At 68.3% G+C, this 24,291-nt stretch carries 22 protein-coding genes, 1 tRNA gene and 1 pseudogene; 19 read left to right on the top strand and 5 right to left on the bottom strand.

Annotation, left to right across the window (positions count from 1 at the left end):
* Positions 1-39 precede the first annotated feature (39 nt).
* On the bottom strand, positions 40-630 hold the full coding sequence (locus ACZZZF_RS08610) for a DUF937 domain-containing protein (RefSeq protein WP_230100979.1): 591 nt from the start codon (positions 628-630) through the stop codon (positions 40-42).
* Between the two features lie 137 nt (positions 631-767).
* Here ACZZZF_RS08610 and hpt point away from each other — a divergent pair, with 137 nt between their 5' ends.
* From hpt to ACZZZF_RS08560, 10 genes are all read left to right on the top strand, one after another.
* On the top strand, positions 768-1,319 hold the full coding sequence (hpt, locus tag ACZZZF_RS08605) for a hypoxanthine phosphoribosyltransferase (RefSeq protein WP_053098725.1): 552 nt from the start codon (positions 768-770) through the stop codon (positions 1,317-1,319).
* An 80-nt stretch (positions 1,320-1,399) separates the two neighbouring features.
* A complete protein-coding gene (ftsH, locus tag ACZZZF_RS08600) occupies positions 1,400-3,400 on the top strand; it encodes an ATP-dependent zinc metalloprotease FtsH (RefSeq protein WP_056276765.1) in 2,001 nt (666 codons plus the stop codon).
* A gap of 3 nt (positions 3,401-3,403) precedes the next feature.
* Positions 3,404-4,003 (top strand): GTP cyclohydrolase I, encoded by a 600-nt coding sequence (gene folE, locus ACZZZF_RS08595; RefSeq protein ID WP_053098727.1) that lies wholly within the window; start codon positions 3,404-3,406, stop codon positions 4,001-4,003.
* On the top strand, positions 4,000-4,800 hold the full coding sequence (gene folP, locus ACZZZF_RS08590; protein ID WP_285365292.1) for a dihydropteroate synthase: 801 nt from the start codon (positions 4,000-4,002) through the stop codon (positions 4,798-4,800). The genes folE and folP overlap by 4 nt, the downstream gene beginning before the upstream one ends.
* A 3-nt stretch (positions 4,801-4,803) precedes the next feature.
* A complete protein-coding gene (gene folB / locus ACZZZF_RS08585) occupies positions 4,804-5,196 on the top strand; it encodes a dihydroneopterin aldolase (RefSeq protein ID WP_056276771.1) in 393 nt (130 codons plus the stop codon).
* Complete coding sequence (gene folK, locus ACZZZF_RS08580) at positions 5,193-5,732, top strand: 2-amino-4-hydroxy-6-hydroxymethyldihydropteridine diphosphokinase (protein ID WP_053098730.1); 540 nt, start codon at positions 5,193-5,195, stop codon at positions 5,730-5,732. The genes folB and folK overlap by 4 nt, the downstream gene beginning before the upstream one ends.
* Complete coding sequence (locus ACZZZF_RS08575) at positions 5,729-6,226, top strand: DUF3180 domain-containing protein (RefSeq protein WP_056276778.1); 498 nt, start codon at positions 5,729-5,731, stop codon at positions 6,224-6,226. The genes folK and ACZZZF_RS08575 overlap by 4 nt, the downstream gene beginning before the upstream one ends.
* Positions 6,162-6,758, top strand: coding sequence for a PH domain-containing protein (locus tag ACZZZF_RS08570; protein ID WP_363519576.1), 597 nt, complete (start codon positions 6,162-6,164; stop codon positions 6,756-6,758). Before ACZZZF_RS08575 ends, ACZZZF_RS08570 begins: the two co-directional genes overlap by 65 nt.
* Positions 6,755-8,701, top strand: coding sequence for a PH domain-containing protein (locus ACZZZF_RS08565; RefSeq protein WP_463497955.1), 1,947 nt, complete (start codon positions 6,755-6,757; stop codon positions 8,699-8,701). The genes ACZZZF_RS08570 and ACZZZF_RS08565 overlap by 4 nt, the downstream gene beginning before the upstream one ends.
* Positions 8,694-9,398 (top strand): DUF2520 domain-containing protein, encoded by a 705-nt coding sequence (locus tag ACZZZF_RS08560; protein WP_053098733.1) that lies wholly within the window; start codon positions 8,694-8,696, stop codon positions 9,396-9,398. Before ACZZZF_RS08565 ends, ACZZZF_RS08560 begins: the two co-directional genes overlap by 8 nt.
* 2 nt (positions 9,399-9,400) lie before the next feature.
* Here the strand turns inward: ACZZZF_RS08560 and ACZZZF_RS08555 are convergent, their stop codons facing one another.
* The gene (locus ACZZZF_RS08555; RefSeq protein ID WP_463497953.1) at positions 9,401-11,239 is read right to left on the bottom strand and encodes a DUF2207 domain-containing protein; all 1,839 of its coding nucleotides are present in this window, start codon (positions 11,237-11,239) and stop codon (positions 9,401-9,403) included.
* Between the two features lie 80 nt (positions 11,240-11,319).
* On the opposite strand from ACZZZF_RS08555, the gene lysS reads away from it, so the two are divergent.
* Positions 11,320-12,846, top strand: a complete 1,527-nt coding sequence (gene lysS, locus ACZZZF_RS08550) for a lysine--tRNA ligase (RefSeq protein ID WP_053098735.1) — start codon at positions 11,320-11,322, stop codon at positions 12,844-12,846.
* On the opposite strand, the gene ACZZZF_RS08545 is transcribed toward lysS, so the two are convergent.
* The gene (locus tag ACZZZF_RS08545) at positions 12,839-13,957 is read right to left on the bottom strand and encodes a DUF4192 family protein (protein ID WP_463497951.1); all 1,119 of its coding nucleotides are present in this window, start codon (positions 13,955-13,957) and stop codon (positions 12,839-12,841) included. The two genes, lysS and ACZZZF_RS08545, sit on opposite strands and share 8 nt — an antisense overlap.
* Before the next feature lie 120 nt (positions 13,958-14,077).
* On the opposite strand from ACZZZF_RS08545, the gene ACZZZF_RS08540 reads away from it, so the two are divergent.
* From ACZZZF_RS08540 to ACZZZF_RS08530, 3 genes are all read left to right on the top strand, one after another.
* Complete coding sequence (locus ACZZZF_RS08540) at positions 14,078-14,251, top strand: hypothetical protein (RefSeq protein WP_171821981.1); 174 nt, start codon at positions 14,078-14,080, stop codon at positions 14,249-14,251.
* Positions 14,252-14,351: 100 nt separating this feature from the next.
* Entirely contained in the window at positions 14,352-15,812 is a 1,461-nt protein-coding gene (cls, locus tag ACZZZF_RS08535; protein WP_053098737.1) for a cardiolipin synthase, read from the top strand.
* 52 nt (positions 15,813-15,864) lie between these two features.
* A complete protein-coding gene (locus ACZZZF_RS08530; RefSeq protein WP_463497950.1) occupies positions 15,865-16,605 on the top strand; it encodes a hypothetical protein in 741 nt (246 codons plus the stop codon).
* 28 nt (positions 16,606-16,633) lie between these two features.
* On the opposite strand, the gene ACZZZF_RS08525 is transcribed toward ACZZZF_RS08530, so the two are convergent.
* The gene (locus ACZZZF_RS08525) at positions 16,634-17,632 is read right to left on the bottom strand and encodes a diacylglycerol/lipid kinase family protein (protein WP_072590707.1); all 999 of its coding nucleotides are present in this window, start codon (positions 17,630-17,632) and stop codon (positions 16,634-16,636) included.
* Positions 17,633-17,706: 74 nt separating this feature from the next.
* Here ACZZZF_RS08525 and serS point away from each other — a divergent pair, with 74 nt between their 5' ends.
* The 4 genes from serS to ACZZZF_RS08505 all read left to right on the top strand — a co-directional run bounded on the left by serS (position 17,707) and on the right by ACZZZF_RS08505 (position 21,239).
* Entirely contained in the window at positions 17,707-18,990 is a 1,284-nt protein-coding gene (gene serS / locus ACZZZF_RS08520) for a serine--tRNA ligase (RefSeq protein ID WP_053098740.1), read from the top strand.
* Positions 18,987-19,808: an HAD family hydrolase gene (locus ACZZZF_RS08515; protein WP_053098741.1), complete on the top strand. Its 822-nt coding sequence runs from the start codon at positions 18,987-18,989 to the stop codon at positions 19,806-19,808. Before serS ends, ACZZZF_RS08515 begins: the two co-directional genes overlap by 4 nt.
* 42 nt (positions 19,809-19,850) lie before the next feature.
* A tRNA-Ser gene (locus ACZZZF_RS08510) sits at positions 19,851-19,935 on the top strand.
* A 50-nt stretch (positions 19,936-19,985) separates the two neighbouring features.
* Entirely contained in the window at positions 19,986-21,239 is a 1,254-nt protein-coding gene (locus tag ACZZZF_RS08505; protein ID WP_053098742.1) for an LCP family protein, read from the top strand.
* Between the two features lie 69 nt (positions 21,240-21,308).
* Here the strand turns inward: ACZZZF_RS08505 and ACZZZF_RS08500 are convergent, their stop codons facing one another.
* The gene (locus ACZZZF_RS08500; protein WP_463497948.1) at positions 21,309-21,905 is read right to left on the bottom strand and encodes a TetR/AcrR family transcriptional regulator; all 597 of its coding nucleotides are present in this window, start codon (positions 21,903-21,905) and stop codon (positions 21,309-21,311) included.
* A gap of 93 nt (positions 21,906-21,998) precedes the next feature.
* On the opposite strand from ACZZZF_RS08500, the pseudogene ACZZZF_RS08495 reads away from it, so the two are divergent.
* Positions 21,999-24,286, top strand: a pseudogene (locus ACZZZF_RS08495) (glycoside hydrolase family 3 C-terminal domain-containing protein).
* Positions 24,287-24,291 lie beyond the last annotated feature (5 nt).

Here is a 24,291-nt window from a genome sequence, read left to right as displayed (position 1 = left end):
AGGGGGCCGCAGGGGTGTCGTCCAGCAGGCTGGCGGGGGCTACTTCTTTCCGCCCAGCAGGCCGCCGAGGATGTCTCCGATTCCGCCGCCGCCGGACGAGCTTCCGCCGCCGAGGATGCCGCCGAGGATGTCTCCGATTCCGCCGCCGCCCGTGGAGCCGCCGCCGCCGAGGATGCCGCCGATGACGTCACCGATTCCGCCGCCGCCCGACTGCGACTCTGCAGGCGCGGACTTCGCGGACTTGTCCTTGGTGGCGTTGGCGATCAGGCCCATCACGATCGGAGCGAGGATCGGTAGGAGCTTGCCGAAGTCGATGCCGGCGGTCTCCTTCGATTCGGTGAGCTTCTGGGTGACCTTCTGCTCGTCGTCGCCGAGGATGTGCGAGACGATCTTGCCGCCGTCGGTCTGATCGATGTCGTCGACCTTCGCCGCACCGGTCCGTCCCTCGTGGCGCTTGAGCGCGTTCTCGATCGCGGAGGAGCCCTCAGCGGTCGAGGCGTTCTTGGCGAGGCCACCGAGCAGCACCGCTCCGCCCTGTTCGACCGCCTCCTTGGCGACGTCGGGGGAGACTCCGAGCTTCGCGGCGATGTCGTCGATCGGGACCTGCTTCAGGATGTCGTCGAGAGCCATGGGTGAATCCTTCCGTCCGGGGCGTCCGCCCGTCACACCGTCAGAGTAGTGGGGATGCCGGCGCGCATCCGGAATTCTGGTCGACGATCTGCGGATGCTGTGCAGGACCATGGCGATGCGTCGCCTAAAATCGATCCATGCGCGCCGCGGAGATCCAGGACGACCTTGCTCAGATCCTCGTCACAGAGGAGGAGATCATCGCGAAGCTCGATGAGCTCGCGGCCCAGGTGGCGATCGATTACGAGGGCAAGGAGATCATCCTCGTCGGCGTGCTCAAGGGCGCGGTCATGGTCATGGCCGACTTCGCCCGCGCACTTCCGTTCCACGCCCCGATGGACTGGATGGCCGTCTCGAGCTACGGTGCGAGCACCAAGTCGAGTGGTGTCGTGCAGATCCGCAAGGACCTCGACACCGACCTGAACGGCAAGCACGTGCTGATCGTCGAGGACATCATCGACTCGGGTCTGACCCTCAGCTGGCTGCTCGAGAACTTCGAGTCGCGCGGTGCGGAGTCCATCGAGGTGCTCGCCCTCCTCCGCAAGCCCGAGGCCGCGAAGGTGGTCATCGACTGCAAGTACGTCGGCTTCGACATCCCGACCGACTTCGTGGTGGGCTACGGGCTCGACTACGACGAGCGCTACCGCAACCTGCGCGATGTGGCCGTGCTGGCCCCGCACGTCTACAGCTGAGCGACGCTCCGGCGCACCCGCTACGCCGTGGGTGAACGCACAGCGGCCACCTAGGGCGCGCGCGATACGCTGATCCGACCATGGATGTCAAGAAGCTCACGCGGAACCCGCTGATCTACGTCGCTCTGATCGGACTGCTGCTGTTCGGCGGCTTCCTGCTGATCTCGAACCTCGGCGCCCCCAAGCAGATCACGACCCAGGAGGGTCTCGAGCTGCTCGGCGGCAAGACGGTGACCGAGGTCGTCAACACCGACGGCGACCAGCGGGTCGACATGACCCTGTCCAAGGCCTTCGAGGGCGCGGACAAGGTGCAGTTCTACTACGTCGACGCCCGGGCCGAAGAAGTGGTCACGGCGATCAACGACGCCGACCCGAAGGACGGCTTCAACGATGCCGTTCCGCGTGCGACCTGGTTCGACGGCATCCTCTCCCTTCTTCTTCCTCTCGTGCTGCTCGGCCTGCTGTTCTGGTGGCTCCTGTCGTCGATGCAGGGCGGCGGCGGCAAGGTCATGCAGTTCGGCAAGTCCAAGGCCAAGCTCGTCAACAAGGAGACCCCGACCGTCACCTTCGCCGACGTCGCCGGTGCGGATGAGGCGATCGAGGAGCTCCACGAGATCAAGGAGTTCCTGCAGGACCCGGCCAAGTTCCAGGCCATCGGCGCCCGCATCCCGAAGGGCGTGCTGCTGTACGGCCCTCCCGGAACCGGAAAGACGCTGCTCGCCCGCGCGGTCGCCGGCGAGGCGGGAGCCCCGTTCTACTCGATCTCGGGTTCCGACTTCGTCGAGATGTTCGTCGGTGTCGGCGCATCGCGAGTGCGCGACCTGTTCAACGTGGCGAAGGAGAACTCTCCCGCCATCATCTTCATCGATGAGATCGACGCCGTCGGTCGTCACCGCGGTGCCGGCATGGGCGGCGGAAACGACGAGCGCGAGCAGACGCTCAACCAGATGCTCGTCGAGATGGACGGCTTCGACCCGAACGCGAACGTCATCGTGATCGCCGCGACGAACCGTCCCGATATCCTCGACCCCGCGCTGCTGCGTCCGGGCCGCTTCGACCGCCAGATCGGCGTCGACGCCCCTGACCTCCGCGGCCGCCAGAAGATCCTCGAGGTGCACAGCAAGGGCAAGCCGCTGTCGAAGAGCGTCGACCTCGAGGTCGTCGCCCGCAAGACTCCCGGATTCACGGGTGCCGATCTCGCGAACGTCCTCAATGAGGCCGCGCTGCTGACCGCTCGCTCGAATGCGCAGCTGGTCGACAACCGCGCGCTCGACGAGGCCATCGACCGTGTGATCGCCGGCCCTCAGCGTCGCACCCGCGTGATGAAGGACAAGGAGAAGCTCATCACGGCGTATCACGAGGGCGGTCACGCTCTCGCAGCTGCGGCGATGAACTACACCGACCCTGTGACGAAGATCACGATCCTGCCTCGCGGCAAAGCCCTCGGCTACACGATGGTGTTGCCGCTCGACGACAAGTACTCCGTCACGCGCAATGAACTGCAGGATCAGCTCACGTACGCGATGGGTGGCCGCGTCGCCGAGGAGATCATCTTCCACGACCCGACCACCGGTGCCTCGAACGACATCGAGAAGGCGACCTCGATCGCCCGCAAGATGGTCATCGAGTACGGCATGACCACCCAGGTGGGTCCGGTCAAGCTCGGTTCCGAGGGTGGCGACATGTTCGTCGCGCGCGACATGGGCCGTGGCCGCGAGTACTCCGAGAAGGTCGCGGAGCGGGTGGATGCCGAGGTGCGCGCACTCATCGAGCAGGCGCACAACGAGGCGTACGAGGTCATCAGCGCCAACCGCGACATCCTCGACAGGCTCGCTCTGGCCCTCCTCGAGGAGGAGACGCTGGACCACAACCAGATCGCCGAGATCTTCACCGAGGTGAAGAAGCTCCCCGAACGTCCGCTGTGGCTCTCGAGCGAAGACCGCCCCGTCTCGGAGCGTCCTCCGATCGAGGTCCCGAAGAAGGACGTCTCGCTGGCCGCTTCGATCCAGGCGCCGGCGTCGGCTCCGCGCACACAGCCAGGATCGGCGGGAGCCGGTCAGGCTCGACCAGCGACGGCCTGACCCGTGTCTGTCGACCGCGCGCGTGTCGAGCGACTCACCAGGGAACTGCTCGAGGCGATCGGCGAAGACCCTGACCGTCCCGGGCTGAAGCAGACGCCGACGCGGATGGGCGATCTGTATGCGGAGTTCTTCGCCGGGGTCGGCGAAGACCCCGCAGCGCCTCTCGCGCACACGATCAGCGTCGCCCGGGGTCCCGCACCCGACACCCTCCCCTCGGGTGCCGTGCTGCTGCGGGACATCCGATTCCGGTCGGTGTGCGAGCACCACCTGCTGCCGTTCGCGGGGCGCGCGCACATCGCCTACCTTCCGGGCGAGCAGGTGGTCGGGCTGGGCGCGCTCGTGCGCGTCGTCGAGATCCTCGCCACCCGCCCCCAGGTGCAGGAACGACTCGGCGAGCAGATCGCCGACACCATCGCGGAGCACCTCGACACCCGCGGAGTGCTCGTCGTGCTCGATGCCAGCCACGGCTGTGTGACGATGCGCGGAGGACGGCAGCCGGAGGCGTCCACGCTGACCATCGCCGCCCGCGGCGAGTACACGGACCCGATCGCGAGGGCGGAGCTCATCGCGCTGATCGGCGCCCCGAGCGCGGGGCACGCATGACGGGGATCTGGGGGATCGTCAACGTCACGCCCGACTCGTTCAGCGACGGCGGTCGGTATCTCGACGTGGATCGGGCCGTCGAACACGGCCTGCGGCTGCGGACCGAGGGAGCAACCGTGCTCGACGTCGGCGGCGAGTCGACGAGGCCGGGAGCCGAGCGCGTGGGGGCGGAGATCGAGCAGGAGCGCGTGCTCCCCGTGATCGAGCGTCTCGTCGCTGAGGGCGCGCCTGTGAGCATCGACACCATCAACGCGTCGACTGCGGCGGCGGCTGTCCGAGCGGGCGCTCGGATCGTCAACGACGTCTCCGGCGGGCTCGCCGACCCCGACATGCTGGCTGCGGTCGCCGAGTCCGGCGCGGACTATGCGATCGGCCACTGGCGTGGTTTCTCCGCTGACATGTACGAGCACGCCGAGTATCGTCGTGCCGCCCGCGAGGTCGCGGGAGAGCTGCGCGAGCGCATGGGCGAGGCCGCGGCTGCGGGAATCGCGCCGTCGCGCCTGATCGTCGACCCGGGGATCGGATTCTCGAAGAAGGGCGGCCAGAACTGGGGCGTCCTCCGCGGCCTCGACGAGATCGTCGCGCTGGGGCCACGCGTGCTCGTGGGCACCTCCCGGAAGAGGTTCCTCGCGGAGACCATCGGCGCCGACCCTGCGGCGGTGTCCGAGGCGCGTCGTGACCTCGCGACAGCGGTCACGAGCGCCCTCGCCGCCCGCGCCGGCGTCTGGGCCGTCAGAGTCCACGATGTCGGTGCCACCCGCGATGCTCTGGCCATCGTGCATGCCTGGGAGGGATGAACCATGGATGTCCTGGACGAGATCGTCCTCACCGGACTGACCGTGTTCGGTCGGCACGGCGTGTACGACCACGAGCGGGAGAACGGTCAGGAGTTCACGATCGATCTGCGCCTTCGGATGCCGCTGGACGATGCGGCGTCATCGGACGACGTGGCCGACACGGTGCACTACGGAGAGCTCGCCGAGAGAGTCGCAGAGGTCGTCGCGGGCGAGCCGGTGAACCTCATCGAGACGCTCGCCGATCGCATCGCGGCTGTCGCGCTCGCCGACGCCCGGGTGCACTCCGTCACCGTCACGGTGCACAAGCCGCATGCTCCGATCGCCCTGACCTTCTCGGACGTCGCCGTCACCGTGCACCGGGCGCGACAGCAGTTCGCCGAGGAGGAGTCGCGATGAGTCGCAATCTGGCGAACCCGCCGAGTCTCCCCGGCCCGCGACCCGGGCGCGAGGATGCCGTCGCGGTCGTCGCCTTCGGCGCGAATCTCGGTGATCGCGAAGGCACGATCCGCGCCGCCGCCGAGCGCATCTCGCGACTGCCGCTGGTCAGAGACGTGCGGTTGTCCTCGTTGATCGAGACCGTCGCGCTGCGGCTCGACGGGCCGGATCCCGACGCCCCGGGGTATGTGAACGCGGTCGCCCTGGTCACCACCCGCCTCGCTCCGTCGATCCTGCTCGGCATGCTGCACGCGATCGAAGACGAGTACGGCCGCGAGCGCCTGGAGAGATGGGGCGATCGGACACTCGACCTCGACCTGATCGCCTACGGTGACGAGTCGGCGGAGGGTGACGGACTGCAGCTGCCGCATCCCCGTGCGTTCGAGAGGTTGTTCGTCCTCGAGCCGTGGCTCGAACTCGATCGCGACGCAGTGCTTCCCGGTGCGGGCCGCGTCGCCGACCTCGTCGCGGATCTGCGACGCCGGGAGCAGCGATGAAGCGCACCTCGATCGGACTCCTCGTGCTCCTCGCCGTGCTCGCCGCCGGCGCGGGTTTCGTCCTCGACCACATGCTGACGGCGATGGGCCGCACGACCTTCACGCCGTCGTTGCTGCTGCCCGTGCTGCTCCTGCTCATCGGCGCAGCCTCGCTGGGCGTCGCCTGGCCCGTGCGCGCGAGTGTTCGCAACGGCGTCCGCATCGATCCGTTCCGTGCGACGCGCGCGGTGACGCTGGCCCGCGCGTCCAGTCTCGTCGGGGCGATCATGGCGGGGTTCGGAGCGGGCCTCTTGGCGTTCCTCCTCTCCCGGCCGATCGATCCCCCGGTAGGGTCGACTGTGGCGATGCTGGCACTGATCGGAAGCGCGGTCGTGCTGGCCGTCGCCGCGCTCATCGCCGAACAGTTCTGCATACTTCCGAAGGATCCTGATGACTCAGAACCCAGAGATCGAGCCGGGGATCCCGGCCCCGCTGAACTCGGCGGAGGTCACTGACCGCGCGGCCCTCGACCAGGGCACGTACCCGCAGCTGCGCACCGCGCGCAGCGAGGCGAGACTCGAGCTCGACGGGACCTGGCATCAGATCTCCCCTCGCTACGTGGTCTCGCAGAACGTGCAGAACCTGATCTTCATCGCCGTCGTCCTCGCGGTCGCGGCGGTTCTCGCGCTCGTGCTGCATCAGACCTGGGCGTGGATCCCGGCGGGTGTCGTCGTGCTCATCACGCTGATCACCATGGTCATCCTGCCGAGGCAGGCGAGGGCCATCGGATACATGCTCCGCGAAGACGACATCGTCTTCCGCAAGGGCATCCTCTGGCAGCGCATGATCGCCGTGCCCTACGGACGTATGCAGCTCGTCGACATCACCCAGGGGCCGCTGGATCGCGCGTTCGGCATCTCCCAGCTGAAGATGGTCACCGCCGCCGCGACGACCGGAGTGCAGATCCCCGGGCTCACCCAGGCGGCGGCAGAAGCGCTGCGGGACACCCTGATCGAGGTCGCCGAGACTCGTCGGACGGGCCTGTGAGCGAGCACCAGCCGCCGGCACCGACGGGGGAGCGGCCCATCGCGGCCACCGGGCGCGAGACCCTCGCCGACGGCGAGTGGCATCGGATGCATCCGCTCACCCCGCTCTTCAAGGGCGGGCTGGCTCTCATCATCATCGCGGGCATCGCGATCGCCAACCTTCGCGACCGTCTGATCGCCTGGTTCGTCGACCTCTTCACCCCTGAGGAGGCGCAGTACGACTACAGCGGCGGGGATCCCGTCGACTGGGTGCTGCAGAACAACCTCATCGTCATCGTGCTGCTCAGCGTGCTCGGACTGGTCGTCGTCCTCGTCCTCATCTTCTGGTTCATCTGGCGCTTCCAGCAGTTCCGGATCACGGGGGACCACGTCGAGGTCCGCAAGGGCATCGTCTTCCGCTCGCACCGTCGCGCTCCGCTCGACCGGGTGCAGGGCGTCAACCTCACCCGTCCGTTCCCCGCCCGCATCATCGGACTCGCGAAGCTCGAGGTCGTCGGTGCCGGCACCGATTCCAACGTCGAGCTCGAGTACCTCGCGACTCCGCGCGCAGAGGCGGTGCGCACCGACATCCTGCGCCTCGCCTCGGGTGCGCGCGCAGCCAGACTCACAGCTGCGGACGCCGCGGCCGGCGTGCGCTCCTCTGACGCCGCAGGCTCGGGGACGGTCGCGCCCGGTTCGGCACGGGCACAGCTCGTCGGATCGATGAACGCCGGCGTCAACGATCTGATCAGCGGCGTCGACCTCGCCGACGTCGAGCCCGAGAGTGTGGTGAAGATCCCGACGGGGCGTCTCGTCGGCTCCCAGCTCATCTCGAGCGTCCTCTGGCTCATCTTCTTCGGGATCATCTTCGGGGTCGCGGTCGGCGGCGTCGCGATCGGCTCGCTGATCGACGGAGACCCCATCGGCGGGTTCCTCGGTCTCGGGATCACGCTGGGCATCGCGATCCCCATGATCATCGCGATCGTCGGAATCACCTGGGCGCAGATCTCGAAGTCGCTGCGCTACTCGATCGCCCCGACGCCCGACGGCGTGCGGATCACGTACGGTCTGCTGACGACCGTGACCGAGACGCTGCCGCCTGGACGCATCTTCGCCGTGGAGGTCACGCAGTCGCTGCTGTGGCGGCCGTTCGGCTGGTGGACCGTCAGGATCAACCGCATGAGCGGCAAGAGCGCCGCTCAGCAGTCGTCAGGTTCGGCGCAGCAGTTCAGCGTCGTGCTGCCGGTCGGCAAGCGCGCCGATGTCGAACGCGTGCTCGCGCTGATCCTTCCCGATGCTCCGGTCGCCGACATCCCGCTCGTGTGGGAGCACGGCATTCTCGGGCCGGTCGAGGGCGACCCGTACCAGACGATGCCTCGGCGCGCATGGTGGCGCAGGCCCGTGTCGTGGAAGCGTCACGGCTTCGCGTTGACCGAGTTCGGACTCCTGCTCCGGCGTGGCATCGTCTGGCGCAAGCTGGCGATCTTCCCGCTCGCCCGGCTGCAGGGAGTGTCGCTCTCGCAGGGGCCGATCGACCGTGCGCAGCGTGTGTCCGGTGCGCAGGTGCACTCCGTGCAGGGGCTCATCACGGGCTATCTGTCGGGTCTCGAACGCGATGACGCGCTGTACCTGCTCGACAGGGTGAGCTCGGCAGCGGTCGCCGCCGCCGCGCGCGATCACACCCACCGGTGGGGCGAATACGTGACGGATGCCGAGGGAGCGCAGGTTCCCGGATACCCGGTCGCCGGGGCGGATGCCGCTGCAGGCGTCTCCGGGACCCCGCTGCCTCCTCCGGCTCCGCCGGTCGTGCCTCCGGCTCCGCCTGTCGTGCAGCCGGCCCCGCCTGTCGTGCCTCCGGCTCCGCCTGTCGCGCCGCCCGCTCCGCCTGTCGTGCCTCCGGCTCCGCCTGTCGCTCCGCCCGTACCTCCGGCCCCGCCCGCAGCGCCGGCTCCGAACGGTGAGTGATCCGACGCGCCGCGATGGGCGCCTCGGAGTCGGCATCATCGGCGCGGGACGAGTGGGGCCGGTCATCGGCGCGGCTCTCGCCGGAGCAGGACACGCGATCATCGGCATCACGAGCGGCTCTGACGACGACCGTGCGTCAGCGGTGCTGCCGGACGTCCCGATCCTCGATGCGCTGGAGGTCGTGCGTCGCAGCGAGCTGGTCGTGGTGGCCGTTCCTCACGATCAGCTGGCGGGCCTGATCGCGGGCATCGCCGAGGTCGGAGGCTGGCAGCTCGGCCAGCTCGTGCTGCACACGGACCCCGGTCACGGCATCGAGGTGCTGCGACCGGCGGCCTCGAGCGGTGCGATCCCGCTCGCCGTGCATCCGGCGATCACCTTCACGGGCACGTCGATCGATCTGCGTCAGCTGCAGGCGAGCTATGCGGCGGTCACCGCTCCGGCGGCGGTGCTTCCCATCGCACAGGCTCTGGCAGTCGAGATGGGATGCGAGCCTGTCGTGATCTCGGAGGCGGATCGGGAGGCCTACGCCGACGCGATCCAGACCGTCACCGAGTTCTCACGCTCGATCATCGCGCAGTCCACCTCGCGCCTCGGTGAACTCGGCGTCGAGAACCCGGGGGGATACCTCTCCGCCCTGGTGCAGTCGACGGTCGAACGGGCGCTCCGCGATGCGTCAGGGCCGCCCCCTCTGCTCTGACGTCAGCGACCGCCCGAGAAGCCGCCTCCACCGCCTCCGCCAGAGAAGCCGCCGCCGAACGATCCGCCTGCGCTCGACGACGAGCTCGCACTCGATGCCGCGTACGTCGCGGACGCGTGCGACGTCGCAGCGAACGCCACGAGCTGACCGCGGACGAAGGGCGCGCTGGGATCCCCGATCCACGACGCGCCTCGTTGCTCGTAGGCGTACACCTGCTCGAGAATGGCGCCCCATTCGTTCTCCATGCCGAACAGCATCGCGTAGGGGAGCAGGCGCTCGTAGACGACGATCACGTTCGCGCTGCCGTCCTGTCGCCTCTCGGCGCCCGTGTACGACTGGAGCATCCGGAGTCGGTCGGCTTCGGCGACGCGGATGAACTCCCTGACGCCCATGAGGTATTCGTGCAGTCGGGCGCCTTCGGCGGTGAGGACGGTGTGCTTCGAGAAGCCGTAGAAGGAGGACAGGAGAACGAGGAAGACACCGAACGCGATCGCGACGAACGCAGGAATCGCTGTGACACGTCCGCCGATGATCCCCCAGAGGCCGAGGGCGAAGCCTGCGAGCACGACGCCGATCGCACACCACTGCAGGATCATCGCGCCCCTGCTGCGCGCCTTGGTGGTGAGGCCGCGTGACACCGCTGCCTCGATGCCGCTCTGCGACAGCGTCTTCATGCGGGCCGCGAAGTCTTCGCTCGAACTCGGAACCTCGGCGACTCCTGCGGCGTCGGCGCCGACGAAGAGCGCATCCAGTGCCCGGGCGTCGAGCTCGTCAGGAATCCTCCCACCCGGAAGGCGTCGCAGCCGTGGCTGCTCGACGTCGGTGCCCTCCTCGATGCGCAGCAGGCCGCGTACCGCGAGGTGGATGATCTCTGCGGGGATCGGGTCTTTGGCGCCGGGCACGATCCCGGCGGCCAGCAGTGGCGGCAGCGAATCCGGCACGTCGTACTGCGCGACGATGATGCCGCTGGATGTGCGTCGCTTCTTCTTGAACGCCGACACGGCGATCCAGCTTCCGACCGAGAGCCCGAGCCCGCCCAGTGCCGCGATCGCGGGCACGGTGTCGGTCACGGGATCGGGCTGCCGAGCCGACGGCTGCACAGCGGTGCCAGGGTCGAATCCGACGGCGACCGTGATCCCCTCGCCGGGGGAGAGCTCTTTCGCCTCGACAGCGAACTGCGCGCCGTCGGGCGACGCGACGAGGTCGCACTCGTTCGTCGATCCCTGGTAGCCGGTATAGCAGCGGGCGTTTCCGGTCAACCGATCCGTCATCGTCTCGTCGAACACGATCTCCGCACGGAAGTCCTCGACGGGCTGCGTGCTGTCGAGAGGAAGGAGGTCCCAGTAGAACTCGTCGACTCCGGAGTCTGCCGCCAGGATCACGTCGCGCATCTCGTATTCGATCACGTAGGTCGTGAGTCCGCGCACGTAGTCGTCGTCGCCGGTGAGCACCAGCAGCAGCCCGTCCTCCTGCTCGGTCTCGTAGGGCACGTCGGCCCCGGTCTCGTCGGTCACCGACAGCACTCGCACATCGAGCCACGCGTTCTCGTAGCTCGTCGGAAGGCCGCGGACGATCCCCTTGTTCTGATCGACCTCGGGGAATCGAGCCGTGAGGGACTCGGTGACGTGCATGTGCGAGCGGCCGTCGTCGTCGAGACCCACCTCGTACCGTGCATCCCACGATGCGTAGGAGAAGTCGTCCACGTCGGCGCGGATCGCGGTCGAGGCGCCGGCGGCGGGTGCGGGTCCCGCTGCTGCAGCTGCCGGTGTCGTGGGCACGAGCAGTGCAGCGGCGGTGAGACCGATCGTGACGAGCGTGCGGGCGAGTCTGGTGGCTGCCATGCTTCGAGGCTACCCAGACTCGACCGCAGGGTGAGGGGTCGGACCTCGGTAAACTGGACACGACTTTCAAGGAGCCCCGAATGACTGACGCGTCTGCCGCGCCCGAGACGACCACCGCCGCCACCGAAGAAGACGTCCACGAGCAGAAGGCCGTGCGCCTGGCGAAGCGCGAGCGTCTGGTCGCGAACCGCGCGGATGCCGGCGGGGGAGCGTTCCCTGTCAGCGTGCCGGTGACTCACCAGATCCCGGCGCTGCGCGCCGAGTACGGCGAGCTCGAGGCGGGTGCCGAGACGGGCGTCGTCGTCGGAGTCGCAGGTCGTGTGGTGTTCAGTCGCAATACGGGCAAGCTGTGCTTCGCGACGCTGCAGGCCGGCGACGGCTCGCGGATCCAGGCGATGATCTCGCTCGCGAACGTCGGGGAGCAGTCGCTCGCCGATTGGAAGGAGTACGTCGACCTCGGGGATCACGTCTTCGTGCACGGCGAGGTGATCTCCAGCCGCCGCGGCGAGCTGTCGATCATGGCCGACGGGTGGGCGATCGCCTCGAAGGCGATCCTGCCGCTGCCGAATGCGTACTCGGAGCTCAGCGAAGAGGGCCGGGTCCGCAGCCGCTACCTCGACCTGATCGTCCGCGAGCAGGCGCGCACGACGGTCCGCGCTCGTGCGGCGGTGAACGCGAGCCTGCGAGCGACGTTCGGCAGCCACGACTACCTCGAGGTCGAGACCCCGATGCTGCAGGTGCAGCACGGTGGAGCATCCGCTCGCCCGTTCGTCACCCATTCGAACGCGTTCGACACGGAGCTCTACCTGCGGATCGCGCCCGAGCTGTACCTGAAGCGTGCCGTGGTCGGCGGCATCGAGCGGGTGTACGAGATCAACCGCAACTTCCGCAACGAGGGCGCAGACTCGACCCACAGCCCCGAGTTCGCGATGCTCGAGGCCTATCAGGCCTATGGCGACTACAACCAGATGGCCGCGCTGACGCAGGAGCTGGTGCAGCAGGCGGCGATCGCGGTCGCCGGTTCGACCACGGTCACCTGGGCGGACGGCACCGAATACGACCTCGGTGGCGAATGGGATCGCATCTCGATGTACGAGTCGCTGTCGGCGGCATCCGGTCGCACGATCACCCCGAGCGATCCGGTCGAGGACCTGATCGCCTTCGCCGAGGCGAACGGCGTGGACCTGCCCGCTCAGGCCACGCACGGCAAGCTCGTCGAAGAGCTGTGGGAGCACTTCGTGAAGGGCGACCTCGTGCGCCCGACCTTCGTCATGGACTTCCCTGTCGACACCTCGCCCCTCGTCCGCGAGCACCGCTCGATCGAGGGCGTCGTGGAGAAGTGGGATCTGTACATCCGCGGGTTCGAACTGGCGACCGGATACTCCGAGCTTGTCGACCCCGTCATCCAGCGCGAGCGCTTCGTCGAGCAGGCGAAGCTCGCTGCCCGCGGTGACGTCGAGGCGATGCCGGTCGATGAGGAGTTCCTGCGTGCGCTCGAGCACGGCATGCCGCCGTCCGGGGGCATGGGCATGGGCATCGATCGCCTGCTGATGGCGATCACCGGGCTCGGCATCCGCGAGACCATCCTCTTCCCCCTCGTCAAATAGCGGGCGTCGCGCCGCGTCTGAACGCCCACTCCGGCAGCATCGCCGCGTCGATCATCGACGCGAGCAGCGCGGCGAGACCGTACTCGGGATCGATCGCCCGCACGAGATCGAGGTACTGCGCGGCATGGCTCGAGCGGCCGAGTGCCCACGAGAGCCATGCCGCAGCGGTGAGCGGAGCGGGTCTCGCGGCAGGCGGGGCGAGAGCGGCAGCCGTGCGGACGAGTGAGAGGGCGACTGCGAGTCGCTGCGGATCAGGAGTGGGTCCCCGGCCGAGGAAGACATCGCCCAGGTCGTCGGGCACCCTGGTCGTCGCGCCCGCGAAGTCGAGCTGCGCCTGGAGCGTGCGCTCGCCGCCGCGCGCATCGGTCGCCCATTGGGTCAGCGCCACGTCTCGGAAGAGCGGGCGATCGAGGCACCAGAGGAGGGCCGCGGTGGCGAACGGCGGCAGATCGTCCGGGGATGCCAGAACGGACTCGAAGAAGGCCGGGATGTCCTCGAGGAGCACGAGCGCCGCGATCGCCTGAGGGTTCTCCGTGCCCGTCGCCCCAGGTGTGCCGCCTCGTTCGAGGAGACCGCCGACGTCACGCAGTGCGCGCCCCACCCGCTCCTTGTCGGCGAAGCCGACCGCAGGAAGAGCAGCACCGGACAGCTGGTCCCCGGAGACGTCACCGACGCCCGGCACCTCGGGTGCGAGGCGGTCGAGACGGCGGACCTGCGGATCGCCGTCGAGGTAGCTCGACCACCCGTCGGGGGTCACGCAGAGCGCATCGACGATACGCAGTCCGGCGTCCTCCGCCCGACCCAGCACTTCATCGACCTCGACGGCGAAGGGGAGCACCAGCCCGTCGCGTGTGCGCTGCACGGTGTCATCCGTATAGACCACGAGGGCGACCGCATCCGTCCGCTCGACTCGCGAGACGAGGCCGACCGCGGCATCCGCGTAGTCGGCGAGGTCGTCGTGGCTGCGGGGGAGGTCGAGTCGCATCGCGCCGTACGTGCGTGTGCCACGGAACGGCAGCAGGACGAGGCTCTCAGTCGGGGTGAAGCCTGCGAGAGAGGGGACGATGCTGAGGAACTCAGCGGAGCCGGAAGCGCGGAGCAGTGTTGTCATCCGGCGAGTCTCATCGCACGAGCACGCTCGCGGTCGGTCTCCACAGCGCCGATGGCCTATCCCCCTTCTGCGCCCGAGTGTGGAGGAGCAGTGGGGTAGTGAGTCGCGTACCATGGAGCCATGGAGAACTTCTGGCTCGCAGCCGCATGGTCGCTCATCCCGACCATCGGGGTGAGCGTCGTGTTCTTCTTCGTGCTCCGCGGAATCCTGCGGTTCGATCGCACCGAACGCAAGGTGCACGCACGGATCGAAGCCGAGGAGCGGGCCGCACGCGGTCTGCCGCCGCGCTCCTGAGCGGCGTCGGAACCATCGGCTACTGTGTAGCCAGCGCACCGTCATCGGTGCCCACTGAAGCGCCCGGCGTCGAAGTGCCGAGCGGCCGAGAGGACGAGGGATGACGCCCGAGATCTGGGCTTGGTGGACCGCGGCGTTCCTGATCGCCCTCGACCTGACCATCCGCATCACGGCGATCATCATCATCCCGCGCAACCGGCGTCCCACGGCGGCGATGGCCTGGCTGCTCGCGGTCTTCTTCATCCCGTTCGTCGGCGTGTTCCTCTTCCTGCTCATCGGAAATCCACGGCTGCCGCGAGCGCGGCGTCGCAAGCAGGATCAGATCAACGAGTACATCGCCGAGACGAGCGAGCACCTGCACTTCGGCACCCTGCGCCCGAATGCGCCGAGCTGGTTTCCCCCGCTCGTCGAGATGAACCACCGTCTCGGAGCGCTGCCGATCTCCGGCGACAACGGCGCGCATCTGATCGCGGACTATCAGGACTCGCTCGACGCGATGGCCGACGAGATCCGCAAGGCCCAGGACTACGTCCACATCGAGTTCTACATCCTCCAGTCCGATGCGTCGACGGACAACTTCTTCCGCGCGATGGAAGAGGTGGCAGAACGCGGCGTGCATGTCCGCGTGCTGCTGGACCACTGGGCGAACAGGTGGAAGCCGAAGTACCGGAAGACCGTCGCCCGGCTCAATCGGATGGGCGCGAACTGGCACCTGATGCTGCCGGTGCAGCCGCTGAAGGGACGCATGCAGCGGCCCGACCTGCGCAACCACCGCAAGCTCCTCGTGGTCGACGGCAAGGTCGCGTTCCTCGGCTCCCAGAACGTCACCGACTCGACCTACAACCTTCCCAAGAACATCAAGCGGGGTCTGCACTGGGTCGACCTCATGGTCCGCATCGACGGGCCCGTCGTGCTGAGCGTGAACGCCATCTTCCTCAGTGACTGGTACAGCGAGACCGACGAGGTGCTGCAGGAGATCGACATCTCGCACGCCGAGGCGGGCTCGGGCGACCTGGACTGCCAGGTCGTGCCGTCGGGACCGGGGTTCGAGGTCGAGAACAACCTGCGTCTGTTCCTCGGGCTGCTCTACGCGGCCAAAGAGAAGATCATGATCGTCAGCCCGTACTTCGTGCCGGATGAAGCGCTGCTGCTCGCGGTCACCGCAGCGGTCGACCGGGGGGTCGCGGTCGAGCTGTTCGTCTCCGAAGAGGGCGACCAGGCGATGGTGTACCACGCCCAGCGCAGCTACTACGAGGCGCTGCTGAAGGCCGGGGTGCGGATCTGGATGTATCGCAAGCCGTACATCCTGCACACGAAGAGCCTGACCATCGACGACCAGGTCGCCGTGATCGGCTCGAGCAACATGGACATGCGCTCGTTCGGTCTGAACCTCGAGGTGTCGATGCTCGTCCGCGGCGAGGAGTTCGTCCTCGAGATGCGCGCGGTCGAAGACGTCTACCGCTCGCTCAGCCGGGAGCTCACTCTCGAGGAGTGGATGCAGCAGCCGCTCCGGTCGACAGTCCTCGACAACCTCGCCCGTCTCACCTCGGCGCTGCAATAGGGCGCCGATAGGGGGGGTGCTTTCGGCAGACCGCGGCCGGTACCCTGTGTGCATGGCTTCCCCGTCGCGTGTCGTCGCCGCTCTCTCGTCCCTGGCCGCTCTGCTGCTGATCGCGGGGTGCACGATCGGCCCCGGGGCCACAGGATCGCAGGCGACCTCGAACCCGTCGAGCGGGCCCGGGCAGAGCACCGACGATTCGGACGACGTCGAAGGCACGCTGCTCGACGACGGCCGCATGTTCGCCGTGGTGACGTGGGGCTCCTCGACGTGCATTCCCCAGGTCGACGCGGTGACGGCCGAGGGGCAGACGGTATCGGTGACGCTGGTCGAGCCGGAGCCAGAGACGGACGGCGAGAAGGCGTGCACCGCTGACCTGGCCTCCCGCTCGAGCATCGGCGCACTGCCCGAGGGAGTCGACCCGACGAAGGAGATCACTCTGCAGGTGACGTACGGCGACATGGTCGACGACGTCGAGCTCGACGGCGACCCGTCGTTCACCGGCACCCCCGGCTCATCGACGGAGTACGCGCCGAGTGCCGGCTGGTTCGATGACGGCTCGCTGGTGCTGCTCACGTGGGGCTCGTCAGGCTGCCCCCCGGTGGTCGAGAGCCTCGAGGGATCTGGTGCATCGGGCACCGCGACCTTCACGACCGACGACGATCAGGTGTGCACCATGGACATGGCACCGCGCGCGACGATCCTGGAATTCGGCGAGGACGCCGTCGATGATGACGCCTTCACCCTCACGCTCGTCGGCGGGAACCTCGACGGCACGGTCGAGGTACGCAGCTGACGCTGTAAGAAGTGCGCGCCCCGGTGGATCAGAGCGATGCGACCGGGTGATCGGCGGGGAGCGCCAGCAGAAGAGCCCCGGGATCGACCCGGCACGTGACGCGCACCGCTGTCCCGAACTCGTCGCCGTCGAGCTCGATCGGGGTGGGAGACGTCACCGCGGCTTCGGCGACGGCTCCGCGGAAGTAGTGCACCGATGCGTCCCGGCCCCGTCGCTCGAGCACGCGACGGCCGGCGCGCGAGCGTCGCAGCACCGAGTTGTCCCACCAGATCTTGCGCCACACGCCGAGCCAGCCCCAGACGCCGGTCGGCTGGATCACGGCGACGTCGAGGACGCCGTCGGTGATGGAGGCGTCGGGGATCAGCGCGATTCCCGCAGGCAGGGTGCCGCAATTGGCGAACAGGATGCTGTGCACCTTCGTCGAGTGCAGGCGGCCGTCGTCGATCTGGAACACGGATCGGAACGGCTCGGCGCTCACGAGCGACCTCGCCGCGCCGTCGACGTACGCGATCCAGCCGACCGACTTCTTGAGGTCGGGGCGCGTGTTGGCGATCATGTCGGCATCCAGCCCGACGCCGGCGAGAACGACGTAGGCGTGCTCCTCGTCTTGCCCGCTCTCTCTCGTCAGACGCGCCCAGCCGATGTCGATCGCGTGGCGGAATTCGCCCAGCGCCGCGCGGATCATCTCGTCGGGGTCGGCCAGCGGGAGTCCGAGATTGCGCGCCAGCAGGTTGCCCGTGCCACTCGGCAGGATCGCGAGCGGCACCCCGGTGTTGGCGATGGCCTCGGAGACAGCGCGTACCGTGCCGTCTCCGCCGGCCACCAGCACGACATCCACGCCGCGTGCGAGGGCCTCGGCCGTCGCACCCTGACCGGGATCCTCGATCGTGGTCGGATAGAAGGCCGGATGCTCCCACCCGGCCTCGTGCGAGAGAGCGCGGACTCGCGCCCGCAGCTGCTTCCCGTCGACCTTGATCGGGTTGTAGACGAGCGCTGCCTGGCGTCGGCCGGTGGCGCTCGTGGTCATGGCGCTACTCTAGCCCGGGCGTCGGCCCGCCCGGACGCGGCGGACGCGCCCGGGCCGCACCATAGACTTGATGGATGATCGACCTCGCACTCCTCCGCGAAAATCCGGAGATCGTCCGCCGCTCTCAGGCCGCCCGTGGCAACGACCAGGGCACCGTCGACACCGCGCTCGAGGCTGACCGATCGCGCCGAGCGGCGCTCGCCGCGTTCGAAGAGCTGCGCGCCGAGCAGAACGCCTTCGGCAAGCTGGTGGCGAAGGCTCCCAAGGAGGAGAAGGCGGCACTCGTCGCTCAGGTCAAAGACCTCGCCGAGCGCGTCAAGCAGGCGCAGCAGGCGGCGAATGAGGCGGCAGACGCCCTGGCGGTGGCTCTCGCACGCATCGAGAACGTCGTCGTCGACGGCGTCCCCGCGGGCGGCGAGGCGGACTTCGTCGAGCTGCGACGCGTGGGCGAGGTCCCCGCATTCGACTTCGAGCCGCGAGACCACCTCGAGCTCGGCGAGATCCTCGGCGCGATCGACATGGAGCGCGGCGCGAAGGTGTCGGGCGCCCGCTTCTACTTCCTGCGCGGGATCGGAGCGCGGCTCGAGATCGCGCTCATGAACCTCGCCCTCGACAAGGCGCTGCAGAACGACTTCATCCCGCTGATCACGCCCACCCTGGTGCGGCCCGAGATCATGCAGGGCACCGGATTCCTCGGCGAGCACGCCGACGAGGTGTATCACCTGGACAAGGACGACGACCTCTACCTCGTCGGCACCAGCGAGGTCGCACTCGCCGGATACCACAAGGACGAGATCCTCGACCTCGGCAAAGGCGCGCTGCGGTACGCCGGATGGTCGACCTGCTACCGCCGCGAGGCGGGCTCCCATGGCAAGGACACCCGCGGCATCATCCGGGTGCACCAGTTCAACAAGCTCGAGATGTTCGTCTACACCAACCCGGAGGACGCCGAGGCCGAGCACCTGCGCCTCGTCGCGCTGCAGGAGGAGATGCTGACCTCGCTCGGTCTCGCCTACCGCGTGATCGACGTCGCCGCCGGCGACCTGGGCTCCAGCGCCGCACGCAAGTACGACATCGAGGCGTGGGTCCCGACGCAGGGAGCGTTCCGCGAGCTCACTTCCACCTCGAACTGCACGACGTATCAGGCGCGCCGTCTCGACATCCGCCACCGACCCGAGGCTCAGGAGGGGCAGACCGCGAAGACGCAGCCGGTCGCCACCCTCAACGGCACCCTCGCGACGACCCGATGGATCGTCGCGCTGCTCGAGACGCACCAGCAGGCCGACGGATCGGTCCGCGTGCCGGAGGTGCTGCGCCCGTACCTCGGCGGGCTCGAGGTTCTGGAGCCGACCGCGTGACAGCTCCCTGGCTCGTCGGGCTCGACGTCGACGGCACGATCATCCTGCAGGACGAGACGATGAGTCCCGGTGTTCCCGAGGCGGTCGCGCGCCTGCGAGACGCCGGCCATGTGGTCACGATCGCCACCGGACGCAGCTGGATGGCGACGCGTCGCTATGTCGAGCAGCTCGAGCTGACCGCCGATTTCGTGGTGTGCTCGAACGGTGCGGTGACCATGCGCCGTGTGGGAGACGACTGGGAGCGGTGGCACATCGAGACGTTCGATCCGTCTCCTGTGCTCGCTCTGCTGCGCGAGCGGCTCCCGGAAGCCCGCTACATGGTCGAGCTCGGGTCAGGGCTGCGGCTCTACACCGAGCACCTGGACGACTGGACGCTCGACGGCGGACGGCAGGTCGGCTTCGAAGAGCTCGTCGCTGAACCGGTGTCCCGTGTCGTCGTCGTCTCTCCCGGGCACGATGAGGAGGACTTCCACCGCCTCGTGGCGGACGCCGGGCTGAATGAGGTCTCCTACGCGATCGGCTGGACGGCCTGGCTCGACATCGCACCGCAGGGAGTGGACAAGGGCACGGCGCTGGAGCGCGTGCGCACCGAGCTCGGCTTCGAGCGAGGGCACGTCTTCGTGGCCGGCGACGGGCGCAACGACATCGGCATGTTCGGCTGGGCGCTGGGTCTCGACGGCCGGGCGGTCGCCATGGGGCAGGCGCCGACAGAGGTGAAGGATGCCGCGGGCGAGGTGACCGGCGATGTCGAGGACGGCGGTCTCGCGATGGCGCTGAACACGCTTCCAGCGGCCGCCCAGGTCAGCGCGGGAGAATAGAACTCGGCTAGACTCACGGCTTGTCGGCAGATTCGTCTGTCGGGAGGGTTGTCCGAGTGGCCGATGGAGCTGGTCTTGAAAACCAGTGGGCAGAGATGTCTCGTGGGTTCGAATCCCACACCCTCCGCATTCCAGGGACGGTGCCTCCGCGCCGTACGCTGAACCGAAAGGCCCCGAGTGAGTCCCACCACGCGACGCCGCCGCACCATCGCGCGCCACGGTCAGCTCCACACGCCGGGCCCCCTCAGCCAACTGCTCAAGTTCATCGCGATCGGTCTCGCCGTCGTCCTGGTGAGCGGCTTCGGCGTCGTCTCCTACATCGTCTACGACCTCTCGAGCACCGTCTCGGCCAACGCTGTCGAACTCGACAGCACCGAGGAGCTGCCGCCCGACATCAGTGAGTACAAGGGCGGATTCAATCTGCTGCTCACCGGTGTCGACACGTGCGAAGAGGCATACGCGCAGTACTTCGGCGACCGCTGCACGGGCGCGGACTCCGAAGGCACCCTCAACGACGTGAACCTCCTCATGCATGTGTCGGAGGAGCCGCGCCGGATCACCGTCGTCAGCCTTCCGCGCGACATGATGGTCCCGATCCCCGAGTGCGAGGACGCAGAGGGCGAGGTGCACTCCGCGATGAACAAGCAGCAGATCAACGTCGCCTACACCGACGGAGGACTCAACTGCGTCGCGAAGACGGTCTCCGACCTCTCCGGTCAGGACATCCAGTTCGCGGCCTCGGTCACCTTCGGCGGCGTGATCGAGATCACCAACGCGATCGGCGGCGTCGAGGTGTGCCTCGCCTCCCCGATCAAGGACCGGTACACGGGCCTCGACCTCGCAGCCGGAAACCATGTGATCGAGGGCATCACCGCGCTGCAGTTCCTGCGGACCCGACACGGAGTCGGCGACGGAAGCGACCTCGGCCGCATCGGCAACCAGCAGCAGTACATGTCGAGCCTCGCGCGCACGCTCATCAGCGGCGAGACGCTCGGCAACGTGCCGATGATGCTGAAGCTGGCGACGACCGGTCTCGACAACGTCGAGGCGAGCACGTCGCTGGCCGACCCGATGAAGATCGTGCAGATCGCGCTCGCGGTGAAGTCCGTGCCCTTCGAGGACATCGTCTTCCTGCAGTACCCGACCTTCACGGACCCGGACGACCCCAACCGCGTCGTGCCGGACAAGACGTCAGCAGAGGCCATGTGGGACGCGATCAACCAGAACGCTCAGCTGCAGGTCACGCATCAGAACACCGAGAACGACGGCGTCGTCGTCACGGACCCGGGAACGCAGGCACCGGCGGAGCCGGGAGCGGAGGCGGCGACGCCGGACCCCTCGGCCGCACCCGAGAACGTGGTGGCGCTGCCCGACACGATCAAGGGCAACTCGGCCGCACAGCAGACCTGCTCGAACGGGAACGTGCGCTGACGCGCCGACTGCACTCTCCGCCACGAAGAACCGCCCCTCGCCTACAGCGCGAGGGGCGGTTCTCCGCATTCAGCCCTGTTGCGCGTCGGGCTGATCGGTCGGCGGGTAGAGCACATCCATCAGAGCGCTGATGATGCCGGGCATGTCGACCGAGCGGTCGATCATCCACTGCAGTTGGAGTCCGTCGGCGACCGCCTGGATCACGCGCGCCATGGTGTCCGGATCGAGAGCGGCTCGACGGCCGGCATCGTGGGCGAAGGCGTCGGTGATGCTCTCGCGGAGTCGCTCGCTGCGCTCGAGGAAGTACTGATGCGCGGGATGCGCGGGGTCGACGGCATCGACGGAGAGTCGGGAGAACAGTTCCACGACACCCGGGACCTGGGTGTTGTGGCGGATGACGTCGACGAAGGCGGACTTCGCGTCTTCGGAGTTCGAGGTCTGCGGCGCCATCCCGTCGTGTTCGTCGCGCGTGCGCAGCACCTCGGTGAACAGCTCCTCCTTGCTGCCGAAGTAGTGCAGCAGGGCGGCCGGGGTGACGCCGACGAGTTCGGCTATCTGCTTGAGTGAGGCGTTCTGATAGCCCTTGCGGCCGATCACATCGAGAGCGCTCTCGAGGATCTCCTCGCGCCTGGCGACGCCCTTCGCGTATGAACCTCGTCGTGCCATTCCTCGAGAGTAATCCTGAACAACGTTTGAGATCCAATACTTACTGGCATATAGTTTTCGCAAGACACCGTTGTCGCGCGCGAAAGGAAGACCATGACCGACACCTCGGCATCCGATCTCACCCTCGAGGAGAAGGCGTCGCTCACGAGCGGCGCGGACTTCTGGACCACGAAGGCCATCGATCGCGTCGGTCTGCCGTCGATCATGATGACCGACGGGCCGCACGGCCTGCGCAAGCAGTCGGGGGAACCGACCACCTCGGCCTCTCGAGCAGCGTGCCGGCGACGTGCTTCCCACCGGCCGTCGGCATCGGATCGTCGTTCGACCCCGAGCTCATCGAGCGGGTCGGCGCCGCCATCGGAGTCGAGGCGGCCATCGAAGACGTCGCGATCGTGCTGGGCCCTGGCATCAACATCAAGCGGTCGCCGCTGTGCGGCCGCAACTTCGAGTACTTCTCCGAAGACCCGATCGTCTCGGGAACCCTGGGTGCCGCCTCGGTGCGCGGTGTGCAGTCGCAGGGCGTCGGCACGTCGCTGAAGCACTTCGCCGCGAACAACCAGGAGTTCGACCGGATGCGGGCGAGCTCCGACGTCGACCCGCGACCGCTGCACGAGATCTATCTGCGTGGCTTCGAGCGCGTGGTCAAGGACGCTCAGCCATGGACGGTCATGTGCTCGTACAACCGCATCAACGGCGTCTACGCATCGGAGGACCCCTGGCTGCTCACCCAGGTGCTCCGCGACGACTGGGGCTTCGACGGCCTCGTCGTGTCGGACTGGGGTGCCGTGAACGATCGTGTGGCGGGCGTCGCCGCCGGCCTCGATCTCGAGATGCCGTCGTCGGGAGGTCGGACGGATGCGCAGCTCGTCGCTGCCGTGCGCGCCGGCGAGCTCGCTGAGAGCGTGCTGGACACAGCGGCCGACCGCGCGATCGATCTGGTCCGCAAGGCGCAGCGGCGTCCGGCCGTCTCCGGCCCGCTCGACGTCGACGCGCACCATGCGCTCGCCAGGGAGGCGGCCGGTCGCTCGATCGTGCTGCTCAAGAACGACGGAGACCTGCTGCCGCTCGCCCCCGAGCAGCGCATCGCGGTCATCGGCGCCTTCGCCACCGAGCCGCGATTCCAGGGAGCTGGATCGTCGCTCATCAACCCGACCAGGGTCGACAAGGCGCTGGACGAGCTGCGCGCGATCGGTGGGGACGACGTCACATATGCGCCGGGCTTCGCCGTGGAAGGCGGCGACACCGCCGCATCCGGTCGCTCCGCTGACGACCTGCTCGCGGAGGCGGTCGCCGCCGCGTCCGCAGCGGATGTCGCGGTCGTGTTCCTCGGCCTCCCCGCCGCAGAGGAGTCGGAGGGCTTCGACCGCGAGCACATCGACCTTCCGGCGGCTCAGCTGGCGGTGCTCGACGCCGTGATCGAGGCGAATCCCGCGACGGTCGTCGTGCTCTCGAACGGCGGCGTCGTCGCGCTGCCCTTCGCCGACCGGGTGCCCGCGATCGTCGAGACCTGGCTGCTCGGACAGGCGGGCGGCGGAGCGGTCGCCGACGTGCTCTACGGCGCCGTGAACCCGTCGGGCAAGCTCACCGAGACGGTGCCGGTGCGTGTGGAGGACAACCCGTCGTTCGGAAGCTTCCCCGGCGAGTTCGGTCATGTCCGCTACGGCGAGGGAGTGCTGGTCGGCTACCGCTGGTACGACGCCAAGGGACTCGATGTCACGTTCCCGTTCGGCCACGGGCTCTCGTACACGGCCTTCTCGTACGGCGAGGCAACGGTCGAAGCGGCCGAGAACGGCGACATCGCCGTGCGCGTCGACGTGACCAACACCGGAACCCGCGACGGCCGCGAGATCGTGCAGGTGTACGCCGCTCCGGTGTCCTCGGTCGTCCAGCGCGCGCCTCGCGAGCTCAAGGCCTTCGCCTCGGTGGCGATCGCCGCGGGCGAGACCCGGACGGTCGAGCTGGTCATCCGTCGCGAGGACCTCGCCTACTGGGACGTCCGCGTCGACCGCTGGATCGTCGAGCCCGGCGAGTACCGCATCGATGTCGCGGCATCGAGCCGCGACATCCGCTCCACCGCGACCGTCGAGGTGGCGGGTGATGTGGTCTCGCTGCCCCTCACCATGAACTCCTCGATCGGCGATGTGATGGCGCACCCCGTCGCGGGGCCGATCATGATGGGCGCGCTCGGCGGCTTCCTGGGCGAACTGAGCGGCGCCGATTCGTCGGCGGCATCGATGATGCCCAACGACGAGGCCATGGAGAAGATGATGGCGTCGTTCCCGATCGGCCGCCTCATCGGATTCCCGGGGGTGGACGTGACGCACGAGCAGGTCGAGGAGCTGCTCGCCGGAGCGAACGCCGGCGCGCTGCCGCAGGCCTGACCGGA

The organism is Microbacterium sp. AC215, from assembly GCF_979258645.1.
Note: the sequence above shows the minus strand (reverse complement) of the source record. Positions and strands in the feature narration are given on the sequence as shown.